General features: G+C 68.9%; 16 protein-coding genes and 3 pseudogenes. 7 read left to right on the top strand and 12 right to left on the bottom strand.

Annotation, left to right across the window (positions count from 1 at the left end):
• Positions 1-802 precede the first annotated feature (802 nt).
• From ACIBAF_RS43430 to ACIBAF_RS43415, 4 genes are all read left to right on the top strand, one after another.
• A complete protein-coding gene (locus tag ACIBAF_RS43430; RefSeq protein ID WP_399471321.1) occupies positions 803-1,021 on the top strand; it encodes a hypothetical protein in 219 nt (72 codons plus the stop codon).
• A gap of 811 nt (positions 1,022-1,832) precedes the next feature.
• Positions 1,833-2,177, top strand: coding sequence for a hypothetical protein (locus tag ACIBAF_RS43425; RefSeq protein WP_399471319.1), 345 nt, complete (start codon positions 1,833-1,835; stop codon positions 2,175-2,177).
• 70 nt (positions 2,178-2,247) lie between these two features.
• Complete coding sequence (locus tag ACIBAF_RS43420; RefSeq protein WP_399471317.1) at positions 2,248-3,261, top strand: helix-turn-helix domain-containing protein; 1,014 nt, start codon at positions 2,248-2,250, stop codon at positions 3,259-3,261.
• A 403-nt stretch (positions 3,262-3,664) separates the two neighbouring features.
• A complete protein-coding gene (locus ACIBAF_RS43415) occupies positions 3,665-3,898 on the top strand; it encodes a hypothetical protein (RefSeq protein ID WP_399471315.1) in 234 nt (77 codons plus the stop codon).
• A 73-nt stretch (positions 3,899-3,971) separates the two neighbouring features.
• On the opposite strand, the gene ACIBAF_RS43410 is transcribed toward ACIBAF_RS43415, so the two are convergent.
• The 9 genes and pseudogenes from ACIBAF_RS43410 to ACIBAF_RS43370 form a co-directional block, all read right to left on the bottom strand.
• Entirely contained in the window at positions 3,972-4,151 is a 180-nt protein-coding gene (locus tag ACIBAF_RS43410; RefSeq protein ID WP_399471313.1) for a hypothetical protein, read from the bottom strand.
• A 69-nt stretch (positions 4,152-4,220) separates the two neighbouring features.
• Complete coding sequence (locus ACIBAF_RS43405; RefSeq protein ID WP_399471311.1) at positions 4,221-4,424, bottom strand: hypothetical protein; 204 nt, start codon at positions 4,422-4,424, stop codon at positions 4,221-4,223.
• Positions 4,425-4,492: 68 nt separating this feature from the next.
• Positions 4,493-5,020, bottom strand: coding sequence for a hypothetical protein (locus tag ACIBAF_RS43400; protein ID WP_399471309.1), 528 nt, complete (start codon positions 5,018-5,020; stop codon positions 4,493-4,495).
• Between the two features lie 2,929 nt (positions 5,021-7,949).
• Positions 7,950-8,159: a DUF6207 family protein gene (locus tag ACIBAF_RS43395; RefSeq protein WP_399471307.1), complete on the bottom strand. Its 210-nt coding sequence runs from the start codon at positions 8,157-8,159 to the stop codon at positions 7,950-7,952.
• 546 nt (positions 8,160-8,705) lie between these two features.
• A complete protein-coding gene (locus ACIBAF_RS43390) occupies positions 8,706-9,791 on the bottom strand; it encodes a patatin-like phospholipase family protein (protein ID WP_399471305.1) in 1,086 nt (361 codons plus the stop codon).
• Between the two features lie 17 nt (positions 9,792-9,808).
• Positions 9,809-12,319, bottom strand: a complete 2,511-nt coding sequence (locus ACIBAF_RS43385) for a ThiF family adenylyltransferase (RefSeq protein WP_399471303.1) — start codon at positions 12,317-12,319, stop codon at positions 9,809-9,811.
• Complete coding sequence (locus tag ACIBAF_RS43380) at positions 12,316-13,611, bottom strand: hypothetical protein (RefSeq protein WP_399471301.1); 1,296 nt, start codon at positions 13,609-13,611, stop codon at positions 12,316-12,318. The genes ACIBAF_RS43385 and ACIBAF_RS43380 overlap by 4 nt, the downstream gene beginning before the upstream one ends.
• Before the next feature lie 445 nt (positions 13,612-14,056).
• The gene (locus ACIBAF_RS43375; protein ID WP_399471327.1) at positions 14,057-14,431 is read right to left on the bottom strand and encodes a hypothetical protein; all 375 of its coding nucleotides are present in this window, start codon (positions 14,429-14,431) and stop codon (positions 14,057-14,059) included.
• A 48-nt stretch (positions 14,432-14,479) separates the two neighbouring features.
• Positions 14,480-16,157 (bottom strand): annotated as a pseudogene (locus tag ACIBAF_RS43370) (ISAzo13 family transposase); the annotation flags it as partial.
• Between the two features lie 53 nt (positions 16,158-16,210).
• On the opposite strand from ACIBAF_RS43370, the pseudogene ACIBAF_RS43365 reads away from it, so the two are divergent.
• The 3 genes and pseudogenes from ACIBAF_RS43365 to ACIBAF_RS43355 form a co-directional block, all read left to right on the top strand.
• A pseudogene (locus ACIBAF_RS43365) lies at positions 16,211-16,672 on the top strand (transposase); the annotation flags it as partial.
• Positions 16,669-16,944, top strand: a pseudogene (locus ACIBAF_RS43360) (hypothetical protein); the annotation flags it as partial. The pseudogenes ACIBAF_RS43365 and ACIBAF_RS43360, both read left to right, overlap by 4 nt.
• A gap of 79 nt (positions 16,945-17,023) precedes the next feature.
• Positions 17,024-17,428 carry a hypothetical protein gene (locus ACIBAF_RS43355; protein ID WP_399471299.1) on the top strand — a complete coding sequence of 135 codons (405 nt, stop codon included), beginning with the start codon at positions 17,024-17,026 and terminating at the stop codon, positions 17,426-17,428.
• 238 nt (positions 17,429-17,666) lie between these two features.
• Here ACIBAF_RS43355 and ACIBAF_RS43350 read toward each other — a convergent pair whose 3' ends face one another.
• From ACIBAF_RS43350 to ACIBAF_RS43340, 3 genes are read right to left on the bottom strand one after another with little or no spacing between them, the layout of a single operon-like run.
• Positions 17,667-18,113: a hypothetical protein gene (locus tag ACIBAF_RS43350; RefSeq protein WP_399471297.1), complete on the bottom strand. Its 447-nt coding sequence runs from the start codon at positions 18,111-18,113 to the stop codon at positions 17,667-17,669.
• Positions 18,106-18,663, bottom strand: coding sequence for an RNA polymerase sigma factor (locus tag ACIBAF_RS43345; RefSeq protein WP_399471294.1), 558 nt, complete (start codon positions 18,661-18,663; stop codon positions 18,106-18,108). Before ACIBAF_RS43345 ends, ACIBAF_RS43350 begins: the two co-directional genes overlap by 8 nt.
• A gap of 4 nt (positions 18,664-18,667) precedes the next feature.
• Positions 18,668-18,910, bottom strand: a complete 243-nt coding sequence (locus ACIBAF_RS43340) for a hypothetical protein (RefSeq protein WP_399471292.1) — start codon at positions 18,908-18,910, stop codon at positions 18,668-18,670.
• Between the last annotated feature and the right edge of the window lie 494 nt (positions 18,911-19,404).

Genomic DNA, 19,404 nt, shown 5'->3' with positions numbered 1-19,404 from the left:
CGGGGCGGAGGGGCATAAAGCCCCTTTGGGAATTCCTGGCGGAATTCCTCGCCCCGGAATTCGCCTGGCGGCGAATTCTCTGTGAGTTTATGCCGGGCCGCTGGCGCGGCCCTTGGTTTGGCGCGTGAATTTGCCTGGCGGCAAATTCTGGGTTTTTGGGTGGAGTTTGGGTTTATGTATTTTGCCTGGCGGCAAAATTCTCGTTTGGGTTTTATTGGGCCGCTGGCGCGTCCTTTCATTGAGTTTTTGAGTGGTGTGAATTTTCGAGAGCGCTGGCGCGCTTAGTTCCTCGTCCTGGAATTCGCCTGGCGGCGAATTCTGTGTGGCTTATGCCGGGCCGCTGGCGCGGCCCTTGGTGGTTGACTGTTTTTCAGATGTAGCGCGGCGTCATTTCGGGCGTCGTGACTGGGTGTTGGGGTGTTGCGGGCCTGGTGGCCCGCAGGTGGGTGGGGCTGGCGCGCCTGTCGGCGCTCGGGGTGGTTTTGCGGGTGCTCTGTATATGGGTGTGGGGGTTGGACCGAGGAGGAGCGGCTGGCCTCCGTACTGCTGAGCGTCAGCGTCGCGGAGGGCCGAAGGGCTCGGGGCCCCTTGGGGATCGGCAACCTCCTCGCCGGGGAGCCGATCCGTCATCGCCGGCTTCGGCGTGCGGTACGAGGGGCTGCATGGCGTCGACGAACCCGTCCTGCTCCTCCACAGTGGGCTCGGTCTACCGGTGAGGCGTCCTCTCCCTCCCTCGTTGGAGGCTGGCGCCTCCGGGTGCGTCACGGCCACCGTCTGTCTGTTCGTGTCCGGGGAGGCGGTGGTGACCGCCCTCCTCTTGGTGCTGCCGCCGATCTCGGTGACGGTCATCTCCTCGATCGACTTGGAGAAGACCGTGCGCTCGGTCGTCTCCTTCAAGGCCTTGGTGGCCATGTGCTTGGCCACGGCGGCGTCGGTCCTCAGGTGCGTCGTCGCGATGCTCCTTCTCCTGCTCGGGGTGCGGTCGCGGTCCGGGGCGGCGCGAGGTTGCCCTCGGTACTGAGTGACGCGGCGGGGTGGTGGTCATGGTGTGCGTCTGCTCAGCCGGGTGGCTGCCGGGGCCGGGCAGGTCGGCGCCGAGGTGTGCGCTCCGCGCTGAACGTCTCTTCGTTCGGGGCATGTTGTCGCAGTTCACAGTTCCTGTGGCTGAGGTCGTGGTGGCCGCCGCGATGGTCGTTCCGGACTCGATCGCCGGATCGCCGGGGTTGCTCCTCGGCGTGCGGGCGATGGTTGGGAACTCGGCGCGGGGGCCGGTCCGTTGGGGTGTCGTTGGGCTGCTTCGGCGAGCGCGTCGTGGACTGGGAGGGCCTTCATGGACTGTGTGCCGGGTTCTCGATTCCGCGGCGGCGCACCGATGTTGAGCGCGGCATCAGCTGCCGCTTGAGCAGGTGAAATGCCCAACTGACGTGGGGGCAGGGGCCGCTGAATGATCTTCAGAAGTGGCTCACGGCCTCAGCGAGTGGTAGCGCGTAGGTAATGATTGGTACCGAGGACCTCTCGCACCTCGACAGCGTCGGCTGCAACTGACGCGACGGGGGCACGGTGCTCGAGCACGACCCAAATCCCTGTCTGGACCACCAGGTGAAAGGAGTTCAGGAGCCCTCGACGGTGGCGCCGCTTATCGGCGCCACCGTTTCGACCACATCTGAACAGATAGTGACGGATAGTTAGGTATAGGCGTGATCCATTCCTACGAGCCCTCGAGCTCGTCTTCCATCGGGACGGGGCCGTTCTTTCTTATGGACGGCCGGCTGGTCCCCTGTACTCCTGCGCAGGACGCTCCCGGTGTTGTGGCTGGCTCGACGTTCTCGGCCTTGCCGGCCGCGCCGACGGGCCCGTACTTCATCGTCAACGGCGCCATGCAGGCCTCCGAGCCGGTCATGCCGACGGCCTCGGTGTCCGTGCCGGTGTCCGGCTCCGCGCCGCTGGTCGTCCACGGCGTTGTCCTGCCCCCGCCCGGGGCGGGTACGGCGATCGGCGCGGCCAACGGCACGGCGAACACCGTGTCCTGGCCGTCCGTGGCGATCACGGCGATCGTCGCGGCGGTCGTCGTGACGTGCATGGTCCTGGGCAAGTCCACCGAGGCGACCGGCGCAGGCGTCCTGCTGATCGTCCTGCTGGCCAACCATGTCCGGGCCTCGCTGGGCTCCGGCTCCTGACGTCCTGGACCCCTTCGGCCGGGGCCCTGACGGGCTCCGGCCTTCGGGCCGGACAGGAAGGAGACCGGCGATGGCCCGTACACCCGACCCGCTGCCCCAGCGGGACGATCCGGTGATCAAGCTCGCGCGGTTCCTGCGTGTCACGCAGTCCGACGCCAGCACGATCACCGAGTCCATGACCCTGAAGAAGATCTCGCAGATGTCCGGGGTCTCGGAGGGCTCGCTGTCCAAGGCGCACAACGGCGATCCCCGCGTCTCGTGGCGGACCGTGGAGGGCTGGATCCGCGCCTGCAACGGCGACCTCATGACCGCGCGTCGCCTGTGGAACAAGGTGTCCGAGCTGCAGGAGGAGGAGACTCCCGCCGACGCGGCCGCGCTGCAGGCCCGGGCGTTCGGCTACTGGGAGCGCACCCGGGGCCGGGCGGTCGTGCCGGGCCTGGAGACCGAGACGCAGTTCCTCCTCGCCCTGACCGCGCTGCGCAAGTACACCGGTATGTCGCTGCGCGAGTTGTCGCAGGCCACCGAGCGCATCGGTGTCCCCTACAGTCGGGCCACCCTGGGCGCCGTCCTGGCCGGGGAGCGCGCCATGTCCTTCGAGCACCTAGCCGCGGTCCTGGCCGGCTGCGGCGTGCCGGTACGCCAGCAGCAAGGGTGGGCGCGCACCTTCGCCAGCCTCGACCCGGCGCGCGACGTGCGCACCGGCTGGAACCCGCGCTCCCTGCGCAGGTCTCGCCTGGTGGAGCCGGCCGGCGAACAGGCCGGGGATATCGTCTCCTCCCTCGCGCGCACGCGCTTCGCGTACGTGCTGGAGCGGGCGCTGACCGAGGAGGACGTGACCATCAAGGAGTTCGCCGCGCGCGCCAAGCTGGACATGCCGCTCGTCGACCGCCTGTTCGCCGGCAAGTTCCTGCCCGCCCACATGCTCTCCCGGGCGAGCGAGGCGGCCGTCGGGGCGAGCCCCCGCACCAGGAGGGAACTCACCGTGCTGGCCCAGACGCTCGTACGCTCCCCCACCCCCGAGGAACAGCGGGAGTGGGGCAGGTTCTGCCGCGAGAGCGGCACCGCCGAGCCCTGGGCCGGGTAACCGGCCTGCTTGTCTGGGGCGGGTACGAAATGTTCGTCGGCCTCGCGCCCGCCCCTCTTTTTCTTGGCTGCAGGGCGTGGGCCTGTTCGGGTGGAGCGGGATGCCCGTCGGGCGGAGGGGTGTTGTCCTGGCAGCTCGGTCACCACCGGCAGCACGGCATACGGCGGCTCGGCGGCGCGGTCCGGCTCCGGGTTCGCCTGCTGCCCTCTGTCTGAAAGGGGCGCCGGTCACAGGCCTGGACCGGCCGGTGGGACACAGACATGCGAGGGCACCCTGGCTGCGCCGCCGATCCCATGCAGCACCGTCGTCTCCGACTCGCCGGAGGCGGCCGCCGGACGGTCGCGCACCGCGCCGGCTCACCGTGAGCGCGGCCGGCCAGGCGCACACCGTCTCCTCGGCCGTCATGGCTCCTTGGCCTCGCGCCCTGCGCATGACGTGCGCCTCCACCAGCGTCTCGGACCTCCACGTCGAGGTCGTCGCCGGTACCGCCATGCCGGAGAAGGCCTCCGTGTTCTTGGCCACGGCGAACACCGTCAAGGGCGGCAGCCGGTGCAGCCGCGCGGCCATGTCCGGCTCGCCGAAGCTGCCCTCCGTCTCCCGTACGGCGGGGAGCGAGGAGCTCTCCTGGGCTCCGTGACCACGGCAGCGCCGGGTGGACGGGACACCGGCAAGTCCACGCGGCCGTCGTGACGGACACCGCCCCCTGCGGATCACCCCGGTGCCGGTGGTGGGCCGGTGAGGAGGGCCGCCGACGATGTCATGGTGCAGATGTCCTCCACGCCGCCGAGGACGCGACGGAGCAGGCCGCCGCAGGTGAGCAGCACAAGCTCGACGGCCTCTCGCGCCGGCTCGCTGTTCCCGGTTTTGTGGCTGTCTCCCTTGCCGGGCACGCTCTCTGTGCCTGAGTGCCCCGTCCGGTGAAGCCCGCGCGGACGGCGGTTCTCACGACCGTGGCCATCTCAGTCCGCGATCGGCGCCCATGGCACCTCTGTCTCGTCCGGAGGCCGGCTGCACCAGCCCTTGAGCAGATCGAGGTTCTCCTCAGGGTCCGGGGCGAGCGGGTAGGCGACGACGTCGACCGTCTCTCCGCGTTCGAGGTGCTCCACCCGCAGGGGCCGGCCTTCCTCGTCCCCGAGCCCCAGCACCAGGCCCGTCCACCGCAACGCGGGACCGGCACATGTGCAGGCCGCACCTGAGCCGTGAAGTGCCACGGCAGGGTCGTGCGAGGGCGTCAGCCGTCTCCGCACGACGGGGCCTGTTTCACTGGCAGGACACCCGGCGTGCCCTCGGTGACACCCGTGATCTCCAAGGCGGCGTCGGAATTGCCCACGCTCATCACGGTCCAGTCGTCCGACAAGCGGGAGAGCCCTTTGCCGTCCCGTTTCCAGACGACACCGTCCCGGTCGCGGAAAGCCATCCAGCGGACGACGCCGGGTGGCCGGTCACCCGGCGCGTACGGCGGCCCCTGACCCGACTGTCCGGCCCACACCTCTTCCTTCACGACCGTTTCGGAGCACGGTCCCAAGACCGGGAACTGGAGCACATGATCCGGCCTCCCTTCTGCAGACGACAGGAGCAGATCGGCTTCCGACACCGGATCCGGCGAACTATTGATGACATGTAAGCGCTTGACGTAGGGCGTCGGGTATTCCGTCCAGTAGGACACGCGCAGGGCCTGGGCACGGGTCTCCTGATCGGCCGCCTGACGCGCCTGCTCCAGCCCGCCCTGCGAGACGAGCGCGTCGTAGAGCGTGGACACGCCCGTGAGCAGCAGTCCCGCGAGAGCGGCGACGACCGCCGTGATGGTGCCGGCCCTGCCCCAGTCGATGCGGCGCCACCACCGCCGGAGCCCTGCCGGACTGCGGGGCCGGGGCCGGGCTCGGACCCGGACCCGGCCGGGTCCCGGCCGCCTGGCCAGTCGTACCGTCGTCGCCCGTTGCCGACCGCTGCCCACCATGCCGCCCTCCCCCTTGCGTCCGCCGGAAAGAAAGACGCAAGGGCCGTCTGCCCGGATGCGCTGCGCCCTACGACACCGGATACCCGGTCGGGCCGTGGTGGCCAGTAGACGTTTACAACCTCAGCCGTGATGATCACGGGAACGTTGACGCCAGCCTTTCCGGCATAGCCACCTATCCAAGGACGTGACGTCGTCCGGCACCGCCTTTCTGAACAACGTTTTCTTCGAGGGAGTCCTGTCAGACCTCCCAGTTTCCCGAGGTCTGTTCACATCACACACGCCGGAGAGAAGTGCAGCAGCGACCGGGGCCGTGTTTACCCGTACACCGCCGGGTTCGATCCACTGAAAAGGGGAATCCGCTCCTGTGAGAGGATTCCTCTGCCGCAGTTTCCACACCCTGCCGAAGGTGCCGCATCAACGGTCACTCCAGCGAGCATGATCATGCGCTTCAGAAAACGACAACCAAAAGTGCCCGGCATCGGATTTGTTCGCTTTTTCCGATAAAATAAATGAAGAATATTTTCGATGGTAAATTTCTCTAGAGGGGAGGTAGTAAATTTACCCAGAGAGGGGGTGCGCGCGTGCATGACGCCTCTGGCGCCCCGGCCGGGCAAAAAGGAGCAGGCCCGCACAAAGAACTGTCCGATGCCCTCGGCTCTGTGAAACACCCGGTCCATGCGGCAGTCGTCCCACTCCGGCTGGCGCCGCAACTCCTGCAGTGCCCCGGAGAGGCCTGCGCCGCCCGTGAACCGTCGCAGCGCGATGTCCAGGTGTCCTGATGGCTGGTCCCTGGACGGCGATACATACCCGTCGGTCTGGGCAGCCAGATGCCCGCTGCGCCAGCCCCGCCGGTGTCCAGTGCCTGCTGCGAACAGCCGTGTTCAAAAAGACCAGTGCGCCGCCACTGCCGGCGTGGCCTGGCTGCCTGGGCGCAGAACTCTTCCAGGGCACGCTCCAGCGTCCCGACCGCGGGCTGTTGCCAAAACTCTGCACGAGTGCCCGGATCGCCGCGGGCACCCGTGATGCCGGTCCCTGAAGCCTCTGAGCATCTCCAGCCTGCGCTCAGGGCCACTGAAGCACTGGATTTCGAGTGCTTCCCAGTACGGCTCGGCCATCCGCTGCCCGGGCTGGATGAGGTCCAAGTAGGCTGCCCGACCGGCCCCATGCAGCCGCTGCATGCGCTATGAGGCTGCCGCCTGGCAGCGCTCTGGTGTTCCCTCCAACTGGCCAGAACCACGGTTTGACAGCAGGCGCGGCAATCCAGAACGCTTCGGCAGCCACGGACCTGGCTGGGCCGGGGACCGGCGCTCCAACGGTCCGACACATCCGACCACCGCAAGCAGTCCCTCTGAGAGTCCGTTGCGTGAGGCCCCAGCAGGACCTCTGCGTCAGCTACAGAACGCGTTCCTCGCAGGTGGCCGCCCGTTGCTTCGCTCGAACGTCAACCACGCGGCAGGCTGGCGCACCATCCGATGAGCCGGCCGATCCTCCGCTGCGGCGTGTGGGCGGGGCCCAGCAGACAGGCCCCGCCACACGCTCAGAGGCGCAGGTGAGGCTGCAACCAGCACCCACGCAATGCTTCCGTCACCCCGTCTGGACCAACAGATGAAGAATGACGAACAACCGGGCACAGGAAAGCCCCTACAGGGACCAACGACCGTGCCTGAAGCGACCATACGCGACTCGCTTCGTGTTCCTCAGCATGGGCGAGGAACACGAAGAACCAGAAGCCGGCGAGACACCGCGAGACAGATCTGAAGAATGGACGGCTCTGACCTGCTCAGACACTGCGGTTGTCTGCAGTTGTTCAGACCGGACCGCGGCGTCAACTACTGCTGCATTGAGGCACAATTGGCTCCTTACCGGGGGCTGCTCCTACGTTGCCTTGCCCGTGCGAGTGGCGCCAGCACTGCGCGGGAAGACGAGACAGCGCAAAAGAATGAGCTCCTCAGGCCACCGCAATGGCCTGGCATGCGGGCTGTTCAGGCCTGAGCGACGGCCGGATCAAACCGCCCTGGATCCATGCAGGCCCGCTCACAACCCTGGCTGCTAACGGCGCCGTCACGGCTGCAGCGGGCCATACCAGTGCCGGAGCCCGCATGACGGAACTGCCCTCGCCTGGCAGGCGGCTTGGGCCAGCACCAGCCCCCCAAGACAGCTTCCCGGGGCCGGCCATGGCAGCAGCAGCGGGCCGTTCCGGTCGTGCAGCAGGCACCGCCAGGCCGGGCGACGACTGGCCGGAGCTGGCACACCCCGAGTACTCCGCGCCGTGCCAGGCACGCACGCCCTGTTCGGTCGAGTCCCAGGCAGCGGCGTTCTCTTGGCCGGCTCACACTGCCCGGCTGAAGAATCCGATGCAGAGTCGTGCATGCAGCAACGCACGCCCGCTCGATACAGCAGGACTACCGGCGGGATACCTCTCAGTCCTGCGCCTCAACAGCACCTCGGACCGCTACTGAGGTCCCGTTTCACTTGAAAGGTGACATCTGATTCACAGTTGCAATTTATTTTGTAATTCGCTTTCGAGGTGTCATCGCATTCGGGATATTGTCGCAGCAGATGTGACCTACTGCGCAGCTCAGCACGAGCAGCAGTGTGCGACCCACCAGCGGCTGCGGCAGTGACGCGGCAGACGCGCCGGGACAACACCCGGCGCACGCCGACAGCGCCTACCGGCTCGGACGCAGATGAAGCGCGGGGACGCCGCAGGGTAGCTGTACCGCTGATGTGCCTATGAGCCGAGCGGCTGGCGCGTATCCAGATAGCAGCGCAGCCGTACGCCGGGCTGGCCTGGGTCGCGCGTCACACAGTCTGCTGTCGCCGTCGCCCACTGCACGGCGAGAGCATCCTGGAGGGCGAGCGCGGTCGCAGCGTCGGCGGCTGTGACGTCGACGACGACCAACCCGGGCTCCTGCACGTGCACTTCGTTGATCGGGTTCATGTACGGCACTACGCCAGGGCGGCGGGCAGGGTTCCGCTGATGCGGCAGCGTCACCCGACCGAGTAGCGACTGCCGCGGCTCCGTTCCTGCCCCAGGGCCTCCACGGCGTGCCGCAGTTCACACGCCGGACGGCATCAACGGGGGAACAGACAAGGGCAGTTCGCCGTTCCTGCATACGTGGCTAGCGGAGGGGACAGTGTCCCCGGGCCTCACCTATAGCCCATGGGGACGATCGTCCGGCTGAAGCCCCATGGAGCCCTCCGCCGAGAGGCGACCGCCCTCCGCACGACACCACCTGCCGCCCCGGCTGGCCTCCCCCGTCCAGCCGGGGCCTGCGCGTGGCCCGCGCCCACGTCGCGGGCTGCTGGCGAGCGAGCGTCACCGTGATCGGCTCATTCGGCAGCGGCTCAGCGTTTCGCTGAACGCGGCGGGGTCGGCAGCCAGCTGGTAGCGGGTCTTGTCGGCCACCCAGTCGGTGGCGTACTGGCAGGCGTAGCCGGCCGAGTGCGGCAGCAAGGTGCAGGCCTGTCCCGCAGGTCGTCCGGGTTAGTCCTGGTGCAGGTAGAGCGGGAGCAGGGAGCGCATGAGCTGTTCGCCCCGGGTGGTCAGGGCGATGAAGTTGGCGCGGCTGATCGCCGCGAAGTTCGTCGGGTAGGAAGCGACGTTGTCCCGCGGGACGAGGTCGGCGGGTGGAGCGGGCAGCCGGTGATCTTGCATGCCCAGGTAGGCGAGTGTGAATCCGTCGATGCGTCCGGCAGCACCCCACTCGTGGAGCCGGGCGCGGCCGCCGTCCTGGTTCTTGCGGTGGACGACCTCGAAGGAGCGGCGCAGGCGTCCGGCGACGAAGTGCGATGCCTTGGAGGGGAGTTCGCCGGGTCCGGCGTCGCAGGCGATGATGTAGGGCACGTCGAAGACCTGCGGGGTGAAGGCGGGGTTGCGGCCGGGTTCGAGGACGGACAGGCCGAGGTTGTCGAAGACGCCGCCGTCGGTCAGCAGGACGGTGTGGCGCTGGCGTTGGCCGGAGCGTTCGAAGGTGAAGGTGCGTTCCATGGCTGGCAGGAGGACGGGGAATGCCGCGGAGGCGGCCACCGCAGAGGCGACCTGGACGGGTTCGGTGATGGTTCCGTAGCGGGAGCAGCTGCTTAGGGTGCTGCCGAAGCGGACAGCGTTCGTGGTGACCAGGTCGGTGGCGGAGATGACGGTGTCGAGGCCGGGATGGGTGACCTGGTCCATGGTCTTGGAGCCGAAGGCCCGCTCGGCCAGGAGGGCGGCCAGGGCGTCGGTGCGGTTGGCGGTGCGTGTGGCAACGACGGTGCGGGAGAACAATCCGTTGGCCCGCGCCCGGCTTGCGGCGGTGAGGTTGCGGGCCACGGCGGCGGGGGTGAAGGCCTTGCGGATGATGTCCCACTGCAGGCCGGTGCGCAGCAGGTCGGTGGTGTGTGCGTCGAAGTCCGCGAAGTCAGCGGGCCCGTAGGCCCACAGGGCGGCCAGGAGGGAGCCGCCGGAGATCCCGGAGACGACGCGGATTTGGGTGAGGAGGTCACGGTCGTGCAGGGCGCGCAGGCAGCCGAGGTGGAAGGCGGCGGCGCGGGAGCCTCCGCCGGACAGGGCGAGGCCAATGGTGCGGGTCATGGGCGGGCGTCGTCCGATCAGCGTGAGGCGGACAGGCGGTGGGGCTGGGTGGCGTAGCCGCCGGGCCACCAGGTGATGTCCGGCTGTCCGGTGGATGCACGGGCCGTTGTGGGGTCGGGTGCGGGGGTGTCGGTGCGGTCGGCGAGGCGGGCGTAGAAGTGGGGTGGTTCGTTGTCCTCGAGCCAGGCCTTCCACGTGGGGGTGGGGCCGCCGGCGATGAGGACGAGGGCGCGGGGCGGGGTGTCCTCCAGGGGCAGGGTGAGGGTGCCCATGGCGGCGAGGTCGGTGGGGCTGGGGCGGGCCGGGCCGTGCGGGTGGGTGTGCCACATGCCGAGGAAGCGGGTGGTTGCCTGGGTGGCGGTGCGGCGGGCTGCGAGGTGTTCTCGGATGCCGGTGGTGCCGTGTTCAAAGTGGTGTTCGCTGAGCAGGGAGTCGGGCGGCGGGCCGGTGGCTTCGTCGATCCACAGAATGCGGGTGGCGTCGTCGATGGCGCCCAGGAGCATGCCGCCGGTTTCCACCCGGGGGCCGCGGACGCGGGCGCCGCGGCGGGCTTCGGCACGCATTTCGGCGAGGGCGGCGGTGCTGATGCGGACCTGGTAGCCGCCTTCCTCGGTCAGGACGGTGTCGTTGGGGCAGGTCCACCAGCGGGCGCCGGGTAGGACGGGGTCGTGGGGGCCGGCGGGTGAGCGGACGGTGAGGGCGGCCATGGTCTGCTGGGGCTCGGGGGTGTTCAGGGCGTGGAGGATGCCGGTCATGAGCTGGCCGGCCAGGCCGGTTGCGTCGGCGGCGGAGCCGGTGAAGGTGGCGTCGGAGCACCCGGGTTCGGGCTGGAAGAGGTCGGTGCGCGGCTGGGCGGGGAAGAAGTCGTCGAGGATGTCGGCGTGGGCTCCGGTGGCGTCGGCGCGGAGGGCGAGCCCGGTGCGGCGCAGGATGTCGGTGCCGCCTCCGGTGCCGTGGGTGGGCGAGAGGGCGGCGATGCCGCGGGTCGCCTGGTGGCCGATCATCACGGTGGCCAGGGGCGGCCAGGCGGTGGGGGCGGTGGCGCGGGCGGCTTCCAGGTGAGCGCGCACGATGCGGTTGGCGGTGGCGTCGACGATGAGGTCGTAGGAGGGCACGTCGGCGTCGGCGAGGGTGGTGACGATGTTGCCGGGCAGGGGTTCGACGCGGGTGGTGTGGGGGGCGATGGCGGAGAGCCGGCCCGCCAGGGTGCGGCATTTGGAGAGGCCGATGTCGGCGTCCGTGTAGGGCTGGCGGGCGAGGATGCCAGGGTGGACGAGTGAGGAGTCGGCCACGGTGACGCGGGCTGCTGCGGCGCGTACGCACATCTCCGCGAGGGGGGCGCCCAGGGCGCCGGAGCCCAGGACGAGGATCTGTTTGCCGGTCAGCCATGCGGCTGGGGTGCCGGCGTCGCGGCGGACGGTGACTTCCGGGCGGGCTTCCTGGATGCGGGCCCAGCGGGTGGGCAGGCTGTCCAGCCATTTCTCGCTGGTCTGCTCGAGGAAGTTCTTGCCGAGTTCGGCCAGCGGCGGGTAGTCGTCGAAGGCGGCTGCGGACAGGCGCCCCATGATGTCGGCCAGGTCGGGGAGGCTCCAGGCGACCAGGTGAGGCAGGAGGTGGTCGCTTCCGGCGATGCCGCGGGAGGGGGTGCCGAACAGGAAGTAGAGGGGGGCGACGGGGGTGTCGTCATCCGGGTCGGCGGCGGGCAGCAGGACGGTGCGGTTGCGTTCGGCGGCCACACCGATCAGGCCCAAAATCATGGCGGGCGTGATGCCTTGGCCGGCGAGGAGTCTGATCAGCTCGCGGGCGGTGTTGGGGTATTCGAAGGTCAGTTGCCGAGTAGTGATCAGGGCGGGGGCGAGGAAGACGTCCGCATCCGGCGGCAGTGCGGCCGTCTGTCGGGCCTGGTCGGCGCTGGCGGGCCAGGAGCCCAGGGGAAGCCAGCCGACGACGTCCTGGCGGTCGTCGCGGACGCGGTGCAACAGTGCCGCACCGATCCAGGGCAGGTCGGACGCGGTGGGGGCATCGTGGCGGACGACCAGCAGGCCCGCGGCGTGGTGCGTGAGGGCGTTGGGCGGGTGGAGCGGTTCGCCGGGGGTGTCGAGTTCTCCTGCGGCTGCGGCCTGGAACCAGTCCCAGACGCGGGTGATGAAGCCGTACATGCCGTCGGCCGGGTCCCATTCGGTCGCCGGTGAGCGGTACATGCACAGATAACGGGCCCAGTTGACGTGTGGGGCGCCCGCGAAGCGGGTGTGCGCGGTGCGCACCTGGGGCACGGCGAACGGAAACCTGGGCGGGATCAGCAGGGTGATCGCCTCCCGCCGTTTGAAGTGCAGGCCGGCGGGCGTGCGGGGCAGGGTGGAGCAGTCCATCCCGAGGCGGGCCTCGATCCAGCCGGGGTACCCGCCGGCCTCATCGGCGGTGGTGATGCGGCCCAGCTCGAGGGCGCGGTTGGTGGCGGCGATCCGCTCAAGGTGAGTGACGGCCAGCTGCTGGCCGGGAGTTGCTGTGGGCAGGAGGGACTCGCTCACACGTCACCGAATCCGACAGAGGTGGCGGGGACGGCCTCGTCGCCGCGGGCCTGGCGCACCGCTTCGCGGCCCGCTTCGATACCGCGCTGCTGCGGAACGTCGGGGGCAGCCTCCAGAGGGACGCTGTGGGTCAGGCCCAGTGCGGTCAGCAGGGTGCCTGAGCGGCCTGCCAGGGCAGCGGACTTCTCTTCGAGTTCGCCGGTGGCCACCAGGTCCAGGCCCAGGCCCGGTTCGAGGACGAAGACCACCGGGCGGGGGTCGTCCTCGCTGGGGTGTTCCCCAGTGCACAGCACGGGCAGTTCGCTGATCGTCTCGTAGGCGGCGCGTGCGAGCAGGTGGGGCGGGTTGTCGCCGCTCTTGTCGCTGGGCCTAAAGGGCAGGGAGCTGGCTATTACGCGGGCGTCGGACCGGGCATGGGCCTTCAGCTGATCGAGGATGTCCTGCTTGAGCTCCTCGGCTCCGTCCTCGCCAGGCGCGTACATGACCTTCTTCGAGCAGTGGTGCGGGGAGAGCAGGATGTCCCACTCGACGCGCTCGGTGCGGTCGTGGGATTCGCTGTAGTCGAGGATCTTCTTGATGGTCGGGTAGGCGAGGTCGCCCAGAAGCAGGATGCGACCCTCCGTACCGTCCTCGGAGGTCAGCTTCACCTGCAGGGCGAGCGAGGTGTCGTTGCGCTCGCCTGCGCAGTCGCCGCGGAACGGGGCGTGGACGAAGGCCTCGAACCGGCCGGAGACGTCGTTGCCGTCGATGGCGCTGATCGGATTGCCGGGGGTGGTGAAGTACGCGTCGGGAAGTGCGGCGTAGGAGTGCTGGTCGCGGTCGTCGTCGTAGCCGATGATGCGGACCTTGTCGCCGCTGTCCGGCTCCTTGCCGGCCTTGACGGCCTCGATGGTGGCCTTCACGCGGCGTTCGACTTCGTCGTGGAAGAGCTGGGCGTCCTCGCACATCGGGGTGTCCTCGTCGCGTTCGCGCCACAGCCGGGGCGTCGCCCAGATCTCACCGATGTGGATCGGGCTGTCGAGCAGGTCACCGAAGCCGCAGCAGTGGTCCTTGTCCGCGTGGGTGAGCGCGAACAGGGCCAGGTAGGGCGCCTCCCCGTCGGGCTGCTTGGGCAGGGTCTCGGCCAGCCGGTCGATGACCGCGGCCACCACCGCGTCGTCTTCGTCGGCGGCCTTCATGTCGCGTAGGTCGATCTGCATGACCAGGCCGTCGCCCAGCACGATGGTGGTGGAGTCGCCGGTGCCGACCGGCCAGAACACCACGCCCTGCTCGGGAAGTTCCGCCTCGACCATGTCCTACCTCTTCACGCCATTGTGATCAACAAGCCGGAAAAGCACACGACTTCACCGTGACGTCCAGGTGTACCACCCGCCACTGACAACCGGCCCCGGACCGTGTCCGCGATGGCGCCGATTGGTTTCCCGGCCAGCTGGTACCGCTTCCCCATCCATGCGCGCGGCCACCTTCGTCACCTGCGCCCGTCACACAGCCGCAGCGACGTGCCCCACATCAGCCTCCGCTCCCGCCCCCAGCGGCTCCTCCTCCGCTGCGCGGCCGGCGTCGCCGAACGGGCCCGGCCGCACCTGGGACGGCCTGCAGCGCCCGCAGCGCCTCGGAGACAGGACGGCGAGCGGCATCGCTGTCCCCGCGCGCGGCGAGGAACTGCAGCAGTTGATGCTGGAGGTGTTTCCGCAGGCCAGGCACCAAAGGTGCTGGGTCCATAGAAGCCGTAAACAATCAACTTGTCGGTGTGTCGGCTTCTTCGTTCGCGGCGGCGAGGAGGTCGGGGGCATTGCGGTAGCGGGTGATGGCCGGGGGTGGGAGGAGTCCGCTGTCCGCAAGCAGGGGCCGGATCTCGCGAACGAAGTTCCCGATCGAGGACCTGCTCACGTCCCCCAGCGCGTCGGCAAGGACGTCCAGGGTGCACAGTTTCCGGAGGTAGAGGACGGCGACCACGACGCGCTCTCTGTCACCGAGCTTCTGAGGGAAGACGCCGCCGCGGCTGCCCGGCTGGCGATCGGCACCCCGGCGCTGGTAGGAGGCCCGTTCGACCTGGGCAACCTGGCGTGGGGCGAGGCGGCGAGTGAGCTCATCCAGCTCCGCGCGGGACATGCCGGTAAGCCGTGGATGGGACAGGCTGTCCATGATCCGGGTGCGGGGCGGGGTCTGGTCGGTGTCGAGGAAGGTCATCAGCGCGTCCGCCGTGGTGAACCGACTGGAGGCGTAACCGGGCCGGTGGCCGTGGTCCTCCAGGACCCGGCGGGTCTCGGCGACGAGGTGACCGATGCAGGTGGGGGTCACCTCCAGCATGTCGCCCAGCAGCTTCATCGAGCACACTTGCCGCTGATAGAGAAGAGTGAGCATCACCCGAGCGCCGTCGTCGAACAGCGGCTTGGCCCCGCTGATTGCCGGTTGCGCGCCGGGCGCGTCCGCCACGTTGCTCGCTGTAGCGTTCCTGGGACCGGGCGGCCTGGTGCGGGGCCAACTCGGCGCGCAAATCAGCGAGTTCCATACTGCTCAGCCCGGTCAGCCGCGGGTCGGCCAGGCGGACTAGAAGCTCGCGACGCCGGTCGGCGACGCCGTGCGTCTCGCCGGCGGGCAGGGCCTGCGGCGCGGAGGACTCGGGCAGCAGGGTGTAGTTCCACTGGCTGTGAACCTCGTGCCGGACCAGCGGCAGCGCGGCAAAGCGGTCCTTGCTGATCGCGATGCCGGTGGGGTAGTCACCGGGATCCAGCTGGGCTTCGACGTGCAGGCCAGCTCGGGTGCGGGTGGCGGCGATCGTCTTGATAACGACGTCGTGTCTGGTCAGCGGCCTGCCGCGCCAGTTGTGGGTGATGTGGGAGAACAGCCGGTGCTCGATTTTGTTCCATTTGCTTGTGCCTGGAGGAAAGTGACACACCGTGATCGCCAGCCCGGTTTCTGCGGCCAGGGCGGCCAGTTCGCTCTTCCAGACCCGGTAGCGGTAGCCGTTGGAGCCGCCCGCGTCCGAGGTGATCAGCAGCCGTGACGCTCTCGGGTAGTCAAGGCTGCCGCGACAGCGCCACCAGCGGCGGATCGACTCGACCGCGAAGACCGACGTGTCGTGGTCGACACCGACGTTGACCCAGCCGGTGTTGCGGGCGATGTCGTAGATCCCGTACGGGATCGCCTGCTGAACGTGCGGGCCGCTGAAGAAGAAGTGATGGTCCTCCACCTCGACCGGCTCGCCCGTGGGGCGCCACTCGCGGCCGGCCATCGGTAGGCGTCCGATCTGCTCCCGCTTCTTCGTATCCACGCTGATCACCGGCTCGCCGACGGCCTGGTGCTGCTTGACCTGCTCGTTGATGTAGCGGAACTGGGCATCCCGGTCGGGGTGCTGTGCACCTTCGAGGGTCTTGACGTTCGCCTGCAGACTGAACCCCTCCTGTCGCAGCAGCCGGCCAACCGTGGGCGCGGACACCGGGTGCCCCTGCCGGGTCAGCTCCTCGGCCAGGTTCCGCAGCGACTTCGTCGTCCACCGCAGCGGCGACTGCGGATCACCCCGCTCGTCCGGCTCGACCAACCCCAACAACGCCGTGAGCAGAGCAGGGTCGTTCTCGTCCGCCCGCTTGCGGCCTCCGCCTGGTGCCCGCACCCGGCTGCCCGGCAGCGGCCCGACCCCCGCTTCCAGCTCCCACACGCCACGTCGCACGGTCGTCTCGCTGACCTGCGCGATCCGCGCCACCGCCCGTATGCCGCCGTGTCCGATCAGCCGGGCCTCGGTGGCCAGGGCCAGACGTCGCTGCCGCTCGTTCAGATGCGGCAACAACACCGCGAACCTGCACTGGAGTTGGGAACAGAGCTCCTCCGAAACCGCCATACCCTGACAACGAGCCCACCCATATAAAGCAGCACCTTGATTCTTTACGGCTTCATAAAACCCGGAACGTGGTCAACGCCCTGCCGAAGTCGGCCCAGCCCGGAGCGAAGAAGGCATTGCAGGAGATCTACAACGCCGAAGACCGTGACCACGCAGAGAAGGCCGTCAAGGACTTCGATCGCGCTTACGGCGCGAAGTGGCCCAAGGCGGTGAAGAAGGTCACCGACGAAACTGATGAACTCCTGGCGTTCTACGACTTCCCCGCCGAACACTGGGTCCACCTCAGGACGACGAACCCGATCGAATCCACCTTCAGCACCGTCAAGTTGAGGACCCGGGTCACCCGCGGAGCTGGCAGCCCCGCAGCGGCCCTGGCCATGGTGTTCAAGCTCGCCGAGTCCGCCCAGGCCCGCTGGCGCGCGATCACCGCACCCCATCTCGTCGCCCTCGTCCGCAACGGCGCCACATTCCACAACGGCTACCTCGTCGAGCGTCCCAAGGTGAGCGCAGCATGACCAGGCACGGGAGCCGTCCACTGCTCTTCCTGGACGTCGGCGGGCCGCTCCTGCCGTTCGGTGACGGCCCGCAGCGCGATCTGGCGGGCACCGCATCGAACTCGCATCTGGCGCGGCTCGACCCGCAGATCGGGCCGCGGCTCGCGGCGCTGCCGTGCGACCTGGTCTGGGCCACCACCTGGGAAGAAGAGGCCAATATCGAGCTGGCACCGCGGCTCGGCTTGCCGCAGCTGCAGGTCGTGAACTGGCCAGAGCCCTCAGCCGCCCACGAAACCGACGCCGCTGGCAGGGCACCTGCCCAAGACCGTCGCTGCGCAGCTGCGGGCGGAGCTCGATCTGGATCCGGCCGGTGTGCGCAGCGCGCTCAGCAGCTATCTGCTAGCCCGCCTCGACAGCGTTGATGAGCGCCTGGTGTCGGTTGATGCGCTGCCGTGGCTGGCTGCGGGAGACGCCCTGCGCCTGGCCCAGCTGCCGCGGGACCGTCCCGTCGATCTTGAGAAGTCCCGGAGCCGACCCGGCACCCACCGTCCGGCCGACCTTGTCCGCTGGCGTACCCGTGCCGAAGCCCTGGCCGTGTCCGAAGCCGACAAGCATGCCATCTTCACCGAATTCGCCGCCGTCGAGGACGAGTTCGAGGAGTTGGAGACCCTGATTCACATGGCCGCAGACCAAATCGAGGACGGGGTGGAGGAAGGCCTCAGGCAGGTTGCGGAACTCGCGCAGTGCGAGGACTTCGAACAGGGCGCCCAGGGCTAGCCGCCCTGTTCGGGGCTTGGCGCCGGCTTGGCAATCCACAGGACAACCGTCATTGTCTGTGGGTTCCTGTTGGCTGCCCTGCACTACATGCGCCGCGGTGCCTCAGGCTCTGAATCTGTAACAGATCCGGTGCCGGGTGCGCCTGCCCCGCACCCACTGTCCATCCCCCGCGCCTGGAGCCTCGCAGCGGGCCGGGCCCCTCGTTGCATGCGGCAGGGGCCGCGGTCAGGGGCCGCGGTCACTCGATGAGGCTGCTCAGGACGGGGGTGCTGGCGCCGACGCTGGCCAGTCCGGCGAGCACGGAGACCTCCACAGAAGCGCCAGTCAGGACGGTGAGGCAGCCAACGACCATGCCGATGCCGAGCGCGGCCAGCACAACAATGGCGGTGCGCAGGGACAGGAACGGCTGGGTAGCAGCCTGCTGCACCGTGATCCTGCGCTCCCTGAGGCGAGTAGTCGGCGGCGCGGCGCGAACAGAGGGCGCGCAGGTACGTGGCCGTGGTGCCGTGTCCTGCACGGACGGCGGCGCCTCGGCACGCAGCGGCTTCAGCGCCTCGAGACCAGCCTCGGTGTCCAGCGCATCAGCCATGGTGTTCAGGAGTTCGACGTGATTGCTGGCCAGGACTTGGTCAAGCAGTTCCTCCGCGGTGCGGCCTTCGCCCTCGCGGGGCGTGTGGTCATTCATGTGCATCCCCCTTGCTGAGGTCGAGGATGGAGATCAGGTTCTTGCGCGCCCTGCTGATGTTCTGTCGTACGGCTTCGGGTGTCATGTCGAGTGCTCGGGAGATCTCGCTGTAGTCGAAGCCGTCGAGGCGCCAGGCCATGACGGTCCGCTGGGCGGATGTGAGCCGATGCAGCGCGTCGGTGATCCGCCGCTGGGTCTCCGTGAGCACCACTTCGGACACCGGGCAGGTCCCGCCGGGGCGATCGGGTACCGCGTCCGTCGGAGATACACGCCGGTCGTTCTGGCGCCAGTAGTAGCGCTGTGCGGTCACCCGAAGCCAGGCCCTGGGGTATTCCACGGTGCGCCATTGGTCTGGCAGCAGTTTGCTGATGGCCTCGTGCGCGGCGTCGGCGGCTTCGTAGGGGGTGGCGCCCTGGTGCATCAGGAATACGGACACCGCCCGCACCTCACGGGTGTAGAAGGCGTCGAAGTCGTCACGCTGGACAGCCGGAAGGCCCAGCACCGGCGGGTGCTGGGTTTCGGCCCCGACTGGCGTCGGGGGTTCCATCATGTGATCACCCCTCCTGGTTCCCGCCGGCCGGGAGGCTGCCGCCGACCACGATCTCGACCTCGCGGTCGGCAGTCTTCTCGGTCAGTCGGCTGCCCGGCGGCAAGGAGCGGGTCCGCTCCGACAGGCCCTGCTGGTCCAGTTCCGCACGGCGTACGTCCGCGCGAGTCCTGATCCACCGGACGCCGAAACGCAGCAGATAGCCCGCCGTTGCCGCCCCCGCCGTGACCGCAATCGTCACCGGTTCCATGCCCACTCCACTGTGCCGGCAGCGCGCCCGCCGCGCTGCGTCTGCCCCCTAAAACACGAAGCCCGGCAAACGTGACATGGCACTTCCAAGGAATCTGCCGGTGAGGTGCCACGCGGCGCCTGGAGAGGGCGGAACCATTTCTGCAGAGGGACAGGAGTACGTGCATGACGCCCTGTGGCACCGCGCGTCCCAGTCGGAGACGAGCAGCGGGGCAGCCGGGGCATACGGCGTCTTTGACGGGCCCGGATTCTCTGCCCTACCCCGGGCGGCGCATCGGCCGCCGCGTGCACGGTGATGGCGACTCTTGAAAACGACCGGGCTGCTCCTCGGCTCACTTGGTCAAGTCCTCAAGCGGGTGGGGAACCTCGGTGAGCGCCTGACGCTGTCGAGGATCTTGAAAATCGGGGTTCCAAGCGGCCCGTCGCCGACTTCCTCGACCTCACCGCGTAGACGCCGTTCGTCACCAGCCTCGTCCAAGCGATCCTCACCCTCCG

The organism is Streptomyces sp. NPDC051677 (assembly GCF_044453465.1).
Lineage (GTDB): Bacteria > Actinomycetota > Actinomycetes > Streptomycetales > Streptomycetaceae > Streptomyces.
The sequence above is the reverse complement of the archived record's forward strand: the minus strand, read 5'-3'. Positions and strand labels throughout refer to the sequence as shown.

What these genes read in the sequence shown, in the direction of transcription:
- ACIBAF_RS43420 (WP_399471317.1), top strand. Translation starts at nt 2,248, where the DNA reads ATGGCCCGTACACCCGACCCGCTGCCCCAGCGGGACGATCCGGTGATC.
- ACIBAF_RS43415 (WP_399471315.1), top strand. Translation starts at nt 3,665, where the DNA reads ATGGCTCCTTGGCCTCGCGCCCTGCGCATGACGTGCGCCTCCACCAGC.
- ACIBAF_RS43395 (WP_399471307.1), bottom strand. Translation starts at nt 8,159, where the DNA reads ATGAACCCGATCAACGAAGTGCACGTGCAGGAGCCCGGGTTGGTCGTC.
- ACIBAF_RS43390 (WP_399471305.1), bottom strand. Translation starts at nt 9,791, where the DNA reads ATGACCCGCACCATTGGCCTCGCCCTGTCCGGCGGAGGCTCCCGCGCC.
- ACIBAF_RS43380 (WP_399471301.1), bottom strand. Translation starts at nt 13,611, where the DNA reads ATGGTCGAGGCGGAACTTCCCGAGCAGGGCGTGGTGTTCTGGCCGGTC.
- ACIBAF_RS43375 (WP_399471327.1), bottom strand. Translation starts at nt 14,431, where the DNA reads ATGTCCCGCGCGGAGCTGGATGAGCTCACTCGCCGCCTCGCCCCACGC.
- ACIBAF_RS43350 (WP_399471297.1), bottom strand. Translation starts at nt 18,113, where the DNA reads ATGAATGACCACACGCCCCGCGAGGGCGAAGGCCGCACCGCGGAGGAA.
- ACIBAF_RS43345 (WP_399471294.1), bottom strand. Translation starts at nt 18,663, where the DNA reads ATGATGGAACCCCCGACGCCAGTCGGGGCCGAAACCCAGCACCCGCCG.
- ACIBAF_RS43340 (WP_399471292.1), bottom strand. Translation starts at nt 18,910, where the DNA reads ATGGAACCGGTGACGATTGCGGTCACGGCGGGGGCGGCAACGGCGGGC.